Source organism: Acinetobacter sp. F9, assembly GCF_019195275.1.
Lineage (GTDB): Bacteria > Pseudomonadota > Gammaproteobacteria > Pseudomonadales > Moraxellaceae > Acinetobacter > Acinetobacter pseudolwoffii.
In genome coordinates this window covers 158,337-171,878 of sequence record NZ_CP078068.1, presented here as the reverse complement: position 1 = coordinate 171,878, position 13,542 = coordinate 158,337, and the positions used below count along the sequence as shown (strand labels likewise).

General features: G+C 44.6%; 12 protein-coding genes and 1 pseudogene. 11 read left to right on the top strand and 2 right to left on the bottom strand.

The features are described from left to right. Nucleotides 1-5: 5 nt before the first annotated feature. On the bottom strand, nucleotides 6-1,427 hold the full coding sequence (cysS, locus tag KT990_RS00775; protein WP_100357106.1) for a cysteine--tRNA ligase: 1,422 nt from the start codon (nucleotides 1,425-1,427) through the stop codon (nucleotides 6-8). Between the two features lie 484 nt (nucleotides 1,428-1,911). Here cysS and KT990_RS00770 point away from each other — a divergent pair, with 484 nt between their 5' ends. The 11 genes and pseudogenes from KT990_RS00770 to KT990_RS00720 all read left to right on the top strand — a co-directional run bounded on the left by KT990_RS00770 (nucleotide 1,912) and on the right by KT990_RS00720 (nucleotide 12,672). Continuing rightward, nucleotides 1,912-2,904 carry a KpsF/GutQ family sugar-phosphate isomerase gene (locus KT990_RS00770; protein ID WP_074382880.1) on the top strand — a complete coding sequence of 331 codons (993 nt, stop codon included), beginning with the start codon at nucleotides 1,912-1,914 and terminating at the stop codon, nucleotides 2,902-2,904. A gap of 3 nt (nucleotides 2,905-2,907) precedes the next feature. Further along, on the top strand, nucleotides 2,908-3,447 hold the full coding sequence (locus KT990_RS00765; protein WP_159515875.1) for a KdsC family phosphatase: 540 nt from the start codon (nucleotides 2,908-2,910) through the stop codon (nucleotides 3,445-3,447). A gap of 33 nt (nucleotides 3,448-3,480) precedes the next feature. Continuing rightward, nucleotides 3,481-4,029 (top strand): LPS export ABC transporter periplasmic protein LptC, encoded by a 549-nt coding sequence (gene lptC, locus KT990_RS00760; protein ID WP_218208961.1) that lies wholly within the window; start codon nucleotides 3,481-3,483, stop codon nucleotides 4,027-4,029. Then, on the top strand, nucleotides 4,013-4,579 hold the full coding sequence (gene lptA / locus KT990_RS00755) for a lipopolysaccharide transport periplasmic protein LptA (protein WP_005171293.1): 567 nt from the start codon (nucleotides 4,013-4,015) through the stop codon (nucleotides 4,577-4,579). Before lptC ends, lptA begins: the two co-directional genes overlap by 17 nt. Continuing rightward, a complete protein-coding gene (gene lptB / locus KT990_RS00750; RefSeq protein WP_005104345.1) occupies nucleotides 4,579-5,322 on the top strand; it encodes an LPS export ABC transporter ATP-binding protein in 744 nt (247 codons plus the stop codon). Before lptA ends, lptB begins: the two co-directional genes overlap by 1 nt. Nucleotides 5,323-5,538: 216 nt before the next feature. After that, nucleotides 5,539-6,769 (top strand): annotated as a pseudogene (locus KT990_RS00745) (TolC family protein). Continuing rightward, nucleotides 6,766-8,907: a type I secretion system permease/ATPase gene (locus tag KT990_RS00740; RefSeq protein ID WP_218208960.1), complete on the top strand. Its 2,142-nt coding sequence runs from the start codon at nucleotides 6,766-6,768 to the stop codon at nucleotides 8,905-8,907. The pseudogene KT990_RS00745 and the gene KT990_RS00740 overlap by 4 nt, the downstream one beginning before the upstream one ends. Next, entirely contained in the window at nucleotides 8,904-10,091 is a 1,188-nt protein-coding gene (locus tag KT990_RS00735) for an HlyD family efflux transporter periplasmic adaptor subunit (protein ID WP_100534979.1), read from the top strand. The genes KT990_RS00740 and KT990_RS00735 overlap by 4 nt, the downstream gene beginning before the upstream one ends. A 118-nt stretch (nucleotides 10,092-10,209) precedes the next feature. Continuing rightward, complete coding sequence (locus KT990_RS00730; RefSeq protein ID WP_180050254.1) at nucleotides 10,210-10,809, top strand: IMPACT family protein; 600 nt, start codon at nucleotides 10,210-10,212, stop codon at nucleotides 10,807-10,809. After that, nucleotides 10,802-11,419 carry an acyltransferase gene (locus tag KT990_RS00725; RefSeq protein WP_218208959.1) on the top strand — a complete coding sequence of 206 codons (618 nt, stop codon included), beginning with the start codon at nucleotides 10,802-10,804 and terminating at the stop codon, nucleotides 11,417-11,419. The genes KT990_RS00730 and KT990_RS00725 overlap by 8 nt, the downstream gene beginning before the upstream one ends. A gap of 410 nt (nucleotides 11,420-11,829) precedes the next feature. Beyond that, nucleotides 11,830-12,672, top strand: a complete 843-nt coding sequence (locus KT990_RS00720) for a universal stress protein (RefSeq protein ID WP_005171275.1) — start codon at nucleotides 11,830-11,832, stop codon at nucleotides 12,670-12,672. 170 nt (nucleotides 12,673-12,842) lie between these two features. Here KT990_RS00720 and KT990_RS00715 read toward each other — a convergent pair whose 3' ends face one another. Beyond that, on the bottom strand, nucleotides 12,843-13,508 hold the full coding sequence (locus KT990_RS00715) for an O-methyltransferase (protein ID WP_005096677.1): 666 nt from the start codon (nucleotides 13,506-13,508) through the stop codon (nucleotides 12,843-12,845). Nucleotides 13,509-13,542 lie beyond the last annotated feature (34 nt).

Below are 13,542 nucleotides of genomic sequence, written 5' to 3'. Positions count from 1 at the left end.
ATTAATTAATCAGCACGGCGCCAAACCGTACCTTGACGGGTATCTTCAAGAACAACACCTTGATCAAGTAAAGATTGGCGGATTTCATCCGCACGCGAAAATTCTTTGGCTTTTTTGGCATCTTGACGCTGTTGAATTAAACCTTCAATTTGTTCAGGTGATAATCCTAGGGCTTCCTGACCAATATCAGATTTGAGAAATTCATCTGCATCTTGTTGTACCAGACCGAGAATATTGGTCAGATGGCGTAAAGTTGCGTAGTAGATTGCTGCCTGTTCCGCATTTTCTTCTTTCACGGCACGATTCAGTTCTTTGTTAATTTCAAACAACACTGCAATCGCTTCAGGTGTATTGAAATCATCACGCATGGCAGCATTAAAACGTTCAACCAAAGCATCATCCAAGGTTTCCACCAGATGGTCGCCATAAACCGCCTGATAGGTTTTAAATGAATGGTAGAAACGAGACAAAGTATTTTTCGCTTCTTTTAAGGCAACATCCGAATAGTTCACCGGACTGCGATAGTGTGAAGACACAATAAAGTAACGCACTACTTCAGGATGGAACTTTTCGATCACGTCGCGAATGGTGAAGAAATTGCCTAAAGATTTCGACATTTTCTCGCCATCGACATTAATGAATCCGGCATGCATCCAGTAATTCACATATTGTTCACCGGTTGCTGCTTCAGATTGTGCAATCTCATTTTCATGATGCGGGAAGGTCAAATCGGCACCGCCGCCATGAATGTCGAAATGATTGCCCAAGCAGCAGGTCGACATCGCTGAACATTCAATATGCCAACCCGGGCGGCCATTGCCCCAAGGTGAAGGCCATGCAGGTTCATTTTCTTTGGCGTGTTTCCAGAGGACAAAGTCAAATGGATGTTTCTTTTGAACTTCGACATCAACACGTTCAGAAGCCCCAGCTTGCATATCTTCTAACTTGCGACCAGAAAGACGGCCATATTTGGCAAATTTCTCGACTTCAAAATAGACATCGCCATTATTAGATGGATATGCCGTGCCTTTGTCGACCAGATTGCCAATCATATCTTGCATTTGGTCAATATAGTCTGTGGCTTTAGGCGCAGTATCAGGCGGGAGACAGCCTAGTTTGGCAAAGTCTTCATTCATCGCATCAATAAAGCGGCCGGTCAACTCAGAGATACTTTCGCCATTTTCATTGGCACGTTTAATAATTTTGTCATCAATATCGGTAATATTGCGCACGTATTTGACTTTCCAGCCTTGGCTGCGCAGGAAACGGATAATATAGTCAAATGCAACCACTGTACGTGCGTGTCCAATGTGACAGTAGTCATAGACGGTCATACCACAGACATACAAATCAATTTGACCTTCAACACGAGGTACGAATTCTACTTTTTTGCGTTGCTCTGAGTTATATAGAACAAATGGTTGCATAGCTGTTCAAAAGACTTCAAATAAAAGGATGAATCATCTTAACCTAAGCATAATTATTCATAAAGACAAAAGCGTAAAAAGCCTCAGATATTTAGCATAGTTAGGCAGAGATACTGATTGATAAAAAGGTGATTCTTGGACGGAAGTCAGAATATTGAGCTCACCTTTGCAGAACTAGTGTTTGCCAGGGAGATTAGGTGGTATTGGGGTGAGTATGATCTCATTTGAACCCAGCTTATTAAGGAGAGAGTAGGCGTGTGTCGATAGAAAATAAAAAACAAGCATATTTTACAGCGTCAAAAATGAAGTAAATATAGAGGTGGAGATACCAGACTGCGTAAGTCACATACAATCAAGATATATTAAAAATCTGTCGAATCTTCTACATTTAGAAAGCTTGCAATTGCATAGCTATGCTAAAATTGCGAAAATTGTGCCCATCAAATGAGAGTTTTTCTCTGTCCTTAACGTAGGTAAGCAGGCTTTGAATTCACAAAAAACAGCGAATCAACTCGATTTTCAGAAAGTCGCACTTGAAACACTGCGCATCGAAGAAAATGCATTACAGATTTTAGCCACACAGATTGATGGCCGTTTTAGCCGGGCCTGTGAAGTTATTCTACAGTGTACTGGCCGTCTGGTAATTACCGGAATGGGCAAATCAGGTCATATTGGCCGTAAAATGGCGGCGACCTTTGCTTCGACCGGAACACCCTCATTCTTTATGCATCCGGGTGAAGCCGGTCATGGCGACTTGGGAATGCTGGTCGCGGGTGATGTGCTGATTGCGATTTCAAACTCAGGCAAGAGTGATGAGATCATGATGCTGATGCCACTCATCAAACATCTTGAAATTCCTTTAATTACTATTAGCGGCGATGAGCGTGGCCCAATGCCACAAAATGCCGATGTGGCTTTGACTCTGGGCAATATTCAGGAAGCCTGTCCGCTCGGGTTGGCACCCACCTCATCAACGACTGCCACCTTGGCCTTAGGCGATGCTTTGGCGGTGGCGTTACTGGATGCGCGTGGTTTTACTTCAGATGATTTCGCCCGCTCGCATCCCGCCGGAGCTTTGGGCAAGCGTCTGTTATTACATGTAAAACATCTGATGCGTACGGGTGATGATTTACCTAAAGTTTCACCAGATACCGCCATGAACAAAGTATTGTATGAAATTTCCAACAAACGTCTGGGATTGACCACGGTCGTAGATGCAAATGATGTCTTGCTGGGGATTTTTACCGATGGTGACTTGCGTCGTTTAATTGATAAACAGCAAGGTTTTGATGTCAATCTGGCGATTCAGGACGTGATGACCAAGAATCCGCTTACGATTTCTCAGGAAGCACGTGCAGTCGTGGCGCTGGAACGTATGAATGAACGTAAAATCAACCAGTTTGTAGTGGTTGATGAGGCCAATAAAGTGATTGGTGTGATTAGTATGCATGACCTGATTCAGGCTGGGGTAAATTAATAAATGGCATCTTATGTATTATTAGAGCAGGCACGTCATATTGCAGCATTAGTGCTTGATGTAGATGGTATTTTAAGTGATGGCTTTGTAACGCTGACCAATACTGGTGATGAAATCAAATCATTCGATATCCGCGATGGTCTGGGTATGAAACTGGTTCAGCAGGCTGGAATCAAGGTGATTATTATCACTGGCCGTAAAAGTAATATTGTCGAAAAACGGATGTCGGATCTGGGTGTGGATCTGGTCTATCAGGGCCGTGAAGATAAAGGCACAGCACTATGTGAAGCATGTGCACAGCTCAATATCGACCCTGAAGATTGCTTATATATGGGCGATGACTGGCCTGATTTATCTGCTTTTGCCATTGCTGGCATGAAAGTGACCGTACCGAATGGTCATGTCGAAGTTCGTCGCCGTGCAGACCTGGTGACTCAGGCGCTAGGTGGCCGTGGTGCAGTACGTGAAATCTGCGATATGCTGCTGATGTCCAAAGGCGTATACCAAGAGTTACTTGAAAAATATACTCGTGCGCCTTATTAATAAGTCATATCTTTTGGATTAAGTACACCGCTTATGGATACTAAAGTTTTATATATTACGGCTGTGATGATTGCCGCAATAAGTGGTGGTTATTATTATTACAGTGGCAAGGGCAATAAGCTGCAGACGGACTCCGCGCGCAGCATGACCTATTCCGCTCAAGATATTAACTTAACCCAGACAGATGAATCAGGTATGTTATCGGTTCGCGCCCAAGTGGATCGACTTGAGCAGAACCTACAGCAACAGACCTCCAAGCTGGAAAATCTGCAAGCTTCGACCTATGACAATGCTCAAGTCGATGCGACTTTCTCTGCCAAAATGGCGCATGGCTATGATGACAATACAAAAGTTGTACTCTCTCAAGAAGTGCTTGCCACCAAAATCATGCAAAATGGACAGTTAGAGTTCCGTACTGAGGAGCTGACGGCTTTTCCAAAAACACGTGAAATTGAAACTGATAAAGCGGTGATCGTGGAGTCTCCACAGGCTGAATTTATCAGCCAGGGTCTTAAAGCCAATCTTAATGATGGTCAATACGAATTCTTTAATATTCGAGGAAAGTATGAACCAAATTCCTAAAGTCAAAATGATGCACACTTTCCTGAAGCGCACTGCGCTGGCGACTGTGATTGGACTTGCTTCAATCGCGGCCTTTGCCTTGCCATCTGACCGTAACCAGCCGATCACTTTACTGGCGGATCGCGCGACTTTTAATGAGCGTACTGGGGTGACGACCTATTCTGGCAATGTCATCATTGAACAGGGCACCATGAAGCTACAAGCCAATTCAATTGTGGCCAATCTGAACAATAAGCGCCAGATTAGCCTGATCACGGCTACCGGTAGCCCGACACAGTTCCAGCAAAAAGTAGATGCCTCCAAAGGTCTGACCAAAGGTCAGGCTCAGAAAATTGTCTACAATGCTGAAACCGGAATTATTACCCTGTCTGGTAATGCCTTATTGCAGCAGGATGGGGCCAGTATTCGTGGTGCGACTTTAAAATATAGTATGAATAAAGGTGATGTTGAAGCGATTGGTACACCGAATAAAACCGGTTCAGCTGAAGGTCGCGTAAAAATTGTGATTCCACCATCAGCTTCACAATCCTTTCCAGGAGCACGTGATTAATGGAACAATCGCAGCAAGTTCAAACCTTAACCATTAAGCATCTGGCGAAAAATTATAATAAGCGCTGGGTGGTGAAAGATGTGTCTTTTAGTATGGAAAGTGGCCAGATTGTCGGATTGCTCGGACCTAATGGTGCAGGTAAAACCACCAGCTTCTATATGGTCGTCGGTCTGGTACGTATGGATAAAGGTGAAATCTATCTGGATGATCTGGATCTTTCTGATCTGGCCATGCATGAACGGGCGCGTAAGGGAATTGGTTATTTGCCGCAGGAAGCTTCGATTTTCCGAAAACTGACGATTTCAGAAAATATTATGGCGATTCTGGAAACCCGTAAAGATATGACCAAGGCACAACGTCAGCAACGTCTGGCGGAGCTACTGGCAGACTTTAAAATCACCCATATCAAAGATTCCTTGGGTATGAGTGTATCCGGTGGGGAGCGACGTCGTGCCGAGATTGCGCGTGCACTCGCGGCTGATCCAAAATTTATGCTACTCGATGAACCTTTTGCCGGTGTCGATCCGATTTCGGTCGGAGATATTAAGGATATTATTACGACCTTGAAAGATCGCGGAATTGGGGTACTGATTACCGATCATAACGTGCGTGAAACGCTGGCGATTTGTGAGCATGCCTATATTGTCAGTGAAGGCGCATTGCTTGCTGAAGGCACACCAGAAGAAATTCTGGCAAATGAGACTGTGAGAAAAGTTTATCTGGGTGATGATTTCACAGTGTAAATTATCTTACTTGATCTAAAGAACCTGCATCAGACGCCAGTTGTGGGATGCAGGTTTTTTTGATCAAATCAAAGTGAAAAAGATTTCTTTTAAAGTGATTTGATCTATTGTTAGGCTAAAACAAGAAAACATTACATAATTATGCGATTTAGAGCAGAACACTTTTAAAGAAATCAGGGGAAAACAGAATGAAAAAGAAGGAGATTAATTCTTCTTTTGCCTTTATCTGTGTCTTTGGGTCATGCAGAAAGCTCACCCCATTATTTTGCCAATCTCAAAAATGGTTTGGGTCAACTGATTGCACCCAAACCACACGGTCCGCACATACCATTGATATCACGTCGTTCGGTCATTATGCATTAGATACATCAAAAGAAGCTGAGCTGCCACAGATTACTCGTTCACAGTCAGGACAGCCAACTTTAAATCCTACGATCACAGCTGGTATTCCACAAAAAATGAATCTGGTGAGAGCCGTACACCGCGCAGTGCAGCGATGTCCTGAAATCCCCTAGAGTATTTCGACATTATCTGCGCAGGCCGCGAATATTGATATAGTGAGATCGGGTTATTATCCGTAGTTATCCGGTAGGATCGGAACGGGTGACCTCACTTCCGGTGAACGTAGACGACAAATGGTTTCTTTGAATGCCACCCAGATGCTGTATGACTTTGGCAAAATTAAAACCAATGTCAGTGTAGAAGAGGCCCGCTTGGCAGCAGATTCAGGGTATTGGATGGATTGTAGAAATTGCCAATTTACGTGCCCGTGCCGGGATCAGCAGTCAGGCTGACCCGATTCAGGCGCAGTCCAATCTGGAAGCAGCGCAATCGAATCTGACTGTACAGCGGACTCAATTAAGACAATATCCACAACGCTTGTGTACCTTGCTAGGATTTGATGTATCCACTGTTGAATGGGATTCCTTATCCGACCATCAGTCTCAAAGGCAGTCTAAGTCGGGCGATGAATGGGCGGAATCCAAATAATAATGAAGATGATGGCTTCTGTAATTCAGTCATGACTGAAGTGAGCAGTAATTTGTATCGGGGTGGTGCAACACGTTCACAGCCCCGTGCCGTAAGCTATGCTGAAGAAGCTGCACGCGCACAGGTTAATACGGTCTATCTGGATGTGCTGGATCAGGTGCGCTTGATCCGCGAGCAAATTGAAAATAAACAAAAGCAAATGGGGGTTTTATCCCAACGCCGAGCAACCACGGTACGCACCAAAGAGCTGTATCAAGAACAATATAAATTGGGTACCCGAACCGTGGTGGATTTGCTGAATGCAGAGCAAGCCATTCATAGTGCCGGGCAGGAAATTGAATCGGCTCGCTATGATATTTATTCGGCGATCGTACAGTATATTCAGGTCACGGGCCGTACACGGGATATTTACGCGCTTAACAGTATTTCTATTCAGGGGTTTGAAGTTCAGCCATGAGTACTACAATAATAAATTATCAACCTTGGCTTCAGGCAGTTTTAAATATTGCCCGGCATTACCGGATCGAACCTTCTGAGGAGCGGATTCGCCTGCAACTGGACTGGAACCAGCATCATGACATCGATGATATGCTCAAGATTGTCAGTCGTCAGATGGGTTTAAATGTCCGTAAAAATAAATTTGAGCGCAGCCTGCTGAATCCATGGCGTTTACCTTTACTGGTTGAATTCGATAGTGGTGATGTGGGCGTGATTGAACGCATCGATACACAGGGCAATGTCAGCATACAGTTCAGTGGTGATGAAGGTTTATCTCAAAGTTTCACGATTGAACAGTTAGAGACTGGCATAAAGCATCTTTATGTCCTGCGTCCTGAATCTTCAGTGCCAGATGCGCGGGTGGATGAATATATCAAACCCTTTGAGAAAAACTGGTTCTGGTCAATTGTCCTGAATGACTGGAAGCGTTATATCGATGTGATGTTTGCATCTTTAATTGCCAATATTCTGGCATTGGCTACGATAGTTTTCTCGATGAATGTCTATGACCGTGTCATTCCATCGCAATCCATTCCGACGTTATGGGTGTTGGCAGGTGGTGTGCTGATCGCCGCGATTTTTGAGTTTGTTTTACGTGTCTCGCGGATCTATTTGTCAGATATTATTGGTAAACGCGCGGATTTAAAAATTTCTGACCGGGTATTTGGCCATTCCTTACGCATCAAAAATAGTGAACGTTCCAAATCGACTGGTACCTTTATCTCGCAGATTCGGGAACTGGAAGGGGTACGCGAACTGGTCACTTCAACCACAGTGACTGCGATTGCCGACCTGCCATTTTTCTTCCTGTTCTTAGGGATTTTCTGGGTGATTGGCGGCAACCTGTTCTGGGTGATGCTGCTGGTGGTGCCACTGATGATTCTGCCTGGCATTCTGGCGCAGAAAAAACTGGCAGAACTGGCTCAGCTGGGCATGCGTGAATCTGCCATCCGTAATGCCTTGCTGGTAGAAGCCGTGCAAGGGATTGAAGATATCAAGCTGCTCAGAGCTGAAACACGCTTCCAGAATCAGTGGAACCATATGAATGAAGTTTCAGCCGATGTCAGCATGCAGCAACGTAAGATTGTGGGTTTGATGACGGCCTGGACCCAAAAAATCCAAGGCTTGACCTTTGCCATTGTGGTATTGGTCGGTGCTTTTGCGGTGATGGACGGCGAGATGACCACAGGTGCATTGGTGGCCTGTTCGATTCTGTCTTCACGAATGCTGGCACCCATTTCACAAATTACTGGCGTGTTGGGTCGTCTGCAACAGGCCAAAGTGGCCAAAGCCGGTCTGGATGAGTTGATGAAAAAATCGGTCGATCAGCCGGATTATTCTCATCTGATTCATCGCCCAGCTCTGGATGGCCATTATGAACTCAGTGGTGTGGTATTCAAATATGGCGAAGATGATCCAAAACCAAGCCTGATGATTCCAAAGCTTGAGATCAAACCGGGTGAAAAGATTGCGATTCTGGGCCGTAACGGTGCCGGGAAATCAACCTTGTTGCAGCTCTTGTCTGGTATGCAGACGCCGTTACAGGGCAAGGTCAAACTGGATGGTATTGATTTAACCCTGATTGATCCTTCAGATGTACGTCGTGATATGGGCTTGCTGAACCAGAATTCGCAGCTATTTTATGGTTCGATTCGTGAAAATCTCAGCTTGGGTGCGCCCTTGGCCACCGATCAGCAAATTCTGGAAGCGCTGCAAATCACCGGTGCATTCGCTTTTGTGCAGGAGAAAAAAGAAGGTCTGGATCATATCATTCTGGAAGGTGGTGTTGGTTTTTCTGGCGGTCAGCGTCAGGCGCTGTTGTTAACACGGTTATTGATCCGTCAACCGAAAATTCTACTGCTAGATGAACCTACTGCTGCGATTGATGATGTGTCAGAAAAGCAGTTGATTGATCATCTTAAAAGTTATTTGAGCCATCGTACCATGGTGGTTGCGACGCATCGCCGTGCGGTACTGGAGCTGGTGGATCGTATTATTGTGGTGAATGATGGGAAAATTGTCATGGATGGTCCACGAGATCAGATCCTGAATCAGTCACAGGGTGGCAATAAGCGGGTTGTTGGAGCAAGTGCATGAGTGAACTCAAAGAACTAAAACGTTCAAGCAAAGTCAGCTTTCAGGAACCACCTTTACCTAAATCGAGTGTCATTATCTGGATTGTCGGCATTGGTTTATTGGTATTGCTGATCTGGGCCTGGTTATTTAGCCTGGAAGAAGTCTCTACCGGTACGGGTAAAGTGATTCCATCTTCTAAAGAGCAGGTGGTTCAGTCTTTAGAAGGCGGTATTTTGACCACGCTCAATGTTAGAGAAGGTGAAATTGTAGAGCGCGGCCAAGTATTGGCTCAGCTCGACCCGACCCGTTTTGAATCCAATGTCGGTGAATCTGAATCCTTACTGATTTCATCACGTGCGACCTCAGCTCGCTTACGCGCGGAAGTGAGCGGTACGCCATTGGTATTTCCCGAAGAAGTCTTGAAATATCCAAAACTGGTGAAAGAAGAAACGGCACTGTATCAGTCACGTCGTGCCAATCTGGAGGAATCCGTGGCCGGTCTAGAACAGGCCTTGGTACTGGTACAGCAAGAGCTGGAAATGACAGCACCACTGGTGGCCAAAGGGGCAGCCAGTGAGGTTGAAGTACTACGCTTAAAACGTGAAGCCAACGACCTGCGTAATCAAATGAATGATATTCGTAATCAATATTATGTGAGTGCGCGGGAAGAGCTGTCCAAAGCCAATACCGATGTGGAAACTCAGCAACAGGTGGTACGCGGCAAGTCAGATACGTTGAGCCGGACTATTTTTAAATCACCGGTACGCGGTATCGTAAAAGAAATTGATGTGATGACCTTGGGCGGCGTGATTCCACAAAATGGCAAGTTGATGACCATCGTGCCACTCGACGAAAAACTACTGGTTGAAGCGCGGATTTCACCACGTGATATTGCCTTTATTCGTCCAGATCAGGAGGCACTGGTTAAAATTACAGCCTATGATTATTCAATCTATGGTGGGTTAAATGGTAAAGTTGCGATGATTTCACCAGACACCATCCGTGATGAAGTCAAGCAGGATCAGTTCTATTACCGGGTCTATATCCGCACGGACAGTGACAAACTGAATAATAATGCGGGTCAGGAGTTTAATATCACCCCAGGTATGGTGGCCACGGTAGACATTCGCACCGGTTCAAAAACTGTCATGGATTATCTGATCAAGCCATTCAACAAGGCCAAAGAAGCGTTGCGGGAACGCTAATCCTTTCAGGCCATTGAGTCAAACAATCGAGTCAAATCAGGCCTCTCCATGGAGAGGCTTTTTATTTGTTGAAGTAAAGCAGGTATACTGCCAGGGTTCGATTTTAAAGCCCGAAGTTATGCCATATACGCTTGCCAGCCTGGTCAGTTTTGAGGAAGACATCAAAAAAAGCCGATTTCAGGCATTTGCGACCCCTGTAGAAAATGAACAGCAGGTCAAAGATTTTCTGGACGCTTATCGTGATCCAAGTACCACGCATCAATGCTGGGCCTGGAAAATTGGCCATCAGGTGCGCTTTAATGATGATGGTGAACCTTCAGGCACTGCGGGGCGCCCGATTCTCGCCACCATTGAAGGTAATGAACTGAGCAATGTACTGGTGCTGGTCAATCGCTGGTATGGCGGGATTAAACTCGGCACCGGAGGTTTGGTTCGTGCCTATGGCGGCTGCGCTGGACAATGCTTGCTGCTGGCAGACAAAATTGAACTGATTGAAAAGAAAAAAGTGCAATTTTTCTGTCAGTTTAATGAATGGGCCATTTTTCAGTATGAACTGAATCAGCAGCAAATCGATTATCAGGAAGACTATAGTGCCGAAGGCGTTCAGGTTCAGGCACAGTTGCAGAAGCATCAGATTGAAGCTTTTGCTTTAAAAATTCAGGATGTGACTCGTGGCCGTGAACAGCTCAAAATCATAGAAGAAGCGACAGATGACTGAAGCAGATCCATTACTGAAATATCGTGAGCAGCATAAACATCGCCTGAACTATATGCCTTGGCTATACTGGTCCTTAAAGCCGAAAAACCGTGGCTGGGCAGAAGCTTGGCAAAAAGAATATCAGGCTTATCTGATGGAAATGGAAACCGTCGAGATTGGTGAAAACTGTTTTATTTCACCACTGGCACATATTTTTGCGGAACCGGGACGCAAGATCGTCATTGGCGATAATACCTTTATCGCCGCAGATTGCACCCTGCATGGCCCACTGGACATTGGCAATGAAGTGGCGATCAATCATCACTGTATTCTGGATGGTGGCCGGCTGGGGATTAAACTGCATGATCAGGTGCGTATCGCAGCGTATTGTCATCTGTATGCATTTGATCACGGTATGCAGCTAGAACAGCCAATTTATCAGCAAGCGGTACGCTCACAAGGCATCGAAATTGGCCGGGATGTCTGGCTCGGCTCACATGTCGGTATTAAAGATGGCGTTAAAATCGCAGATCAGGCCATTGTCGGAATGGACAGTATGGTCACCAAAGATGTCGAAGCACGGGCTATCGTTGCTGGGAATCCTGCAAGCTTTATTCGATACCGCAAATAAAGCTTTACACTCAGTAGATCTCTTTCATCAATCAAAAAATGATGGTTCTATTGATATTTAAATCCACGAGATATTAAAAGCCCTTTCTCTCTTTCGGATGAGAAGCAGTGCGTCGCAAGGGCATGAGCGGATTTTATAAAGACCTCTTCCTTGTGCAACAGTATTGCTGACTTCCTAACAGCAAGAGGGAATTTCGCTGATATGAATTAGAAAATGATTTTAAAAGCATTTTAATGATCTGAATTTAAGTGTTTGGCCTAATGGCTGAATTATTCTTCTAATTATCGGTCAATCACATAAAAGTTAACATATTTCAATTCAAGCCTTACAGATTTTGCTGCACATTTTATAAAGCTTATGCTAAGTTAAAAATAACAAAGAAATTTTTATCATAAATAGAGAGGCTAAACATGAAACGTGTCATCGCCTGCATCGACTCTTCACCATGTATAAACGCGCTGGCAGACGCGGCTGCATGGATTGCCAAACAGACTGGACGTGAACTGGTTTTGTTACAGGTCTTGGATTATTACCCGGCCAGTTATCATCTGGGCGAGATCAGTGGGGTAATCGGGTTTGAAAGCAATGCCATGTTGCTGAAGGAATTGGCCGAGCTTGAACAAAAACAAAGCGAAATTGCCTTGGATTATAGCAATAATCTGCTGCAACATATTTCCGAGCGGATTTTAGCCGAACATGGTATTCAAACCACACATATTCAGGAAAAAGGGGATTTTCTGGAGCAAAGTTTCCAGATTCTTGAGCCGGATGATATCGCATTAATTGGATTGCTCGGTGAGCGCTCAGCTGAAAAGAATAAACCGATCGGCACCAATGTCGAGAATTTTATTCGTGGTGCCAATTGTACGGTCATGACCGTTGGGGAGCAGTTTAAACCGCCAACACGATTTATTTTTGCCTATGAATATTCTCCAACCTGTATCAAAATGATGAGACGGATTGCGGAAAGTGATCTGCTGCGTTTATTACAATGTCACCTGTTATATATTGGCGATCATGCCGAAATTTTAACTGAGCCGCTGCAATATCTGACTCAAGCGGGTCTAGATGTAGTGCCGCAATATCGCTATGGCGATGTCGCCGAGAATATTTTGACCTATCAACAGGAGATGGGTATTCAACTGATTGTTCTGGGCGCATTTAGTCACAGCAAAATCCATCAGTTTTTCCTCGGTAGTATTGCCACCACAATTTTCCGTAATTCCAAGGTGCCTTTACTGGTCGCAAAGTGAGGATTGCCTAAAAAGCAAACAAAATTAAAATTTAAACGTAAATTGTTACAGCTTGATTTAAAAATGATCAGAGTTATCCTCATATGTTGTGGATAACTCTGTGGTTAATGTTTTTAAGTTAATGTTATATATGGTAAATATGGCACTGGGTGATTTTTGTTCTTCTGGTTTTATTTGACAATCGCGAGTGCAAAACCATCATGTCCTTTACTGCCTACAGTCTGTAAAGCGGTACAAGACAATATACGTGGATGATTTTGCAGCGCTTTAAACATGGCACGGATGCCTTCAATACTTGGCTTATGATTGTCCGGATTGATAATCTCGCCTGCACGGATTACATTGTCCAGAAAAATAAGTGTACCTGAATGCGACAGGTTTAAACTGAGTTCCAGATATTCCGGATAACTCTGTTTGTCTGCATCAATGAAGATAAAATCAAAAGCCTCGGTCTCTGCGGGTAGAGCTTTGAGTACATCTGCTGCACGACCACATTTCAGTTCAACAGTTTGCTTGAGCTGGGCACGGTCAATATTTTCCTGACCCATTGCCGCGTGGGTATCACGTCCTTCAATTGTGAGGATATAGCCATCATCGGGCAAAGCACGTGCCAACCACATGGTGCTGTATGCGGCAAATGTTCCGAGTTCCAGTACACGTTTACATTGATTCATCTGGATCAGCATCTGCAACAACATGCCTTGATTTGCTGCTACAGCCAGATGATCTGGCAGACCATGCGCAGCAGTATTTTCCAGAGTCTGATTCAGGATGGGATCTTCAGGAATTAAATGTGACTCAATGTAGTTGTCAATGTCTGTCCACATGTGTTGCATAGTTTTAGCACCATCAATTGCGATGGGTGCATTT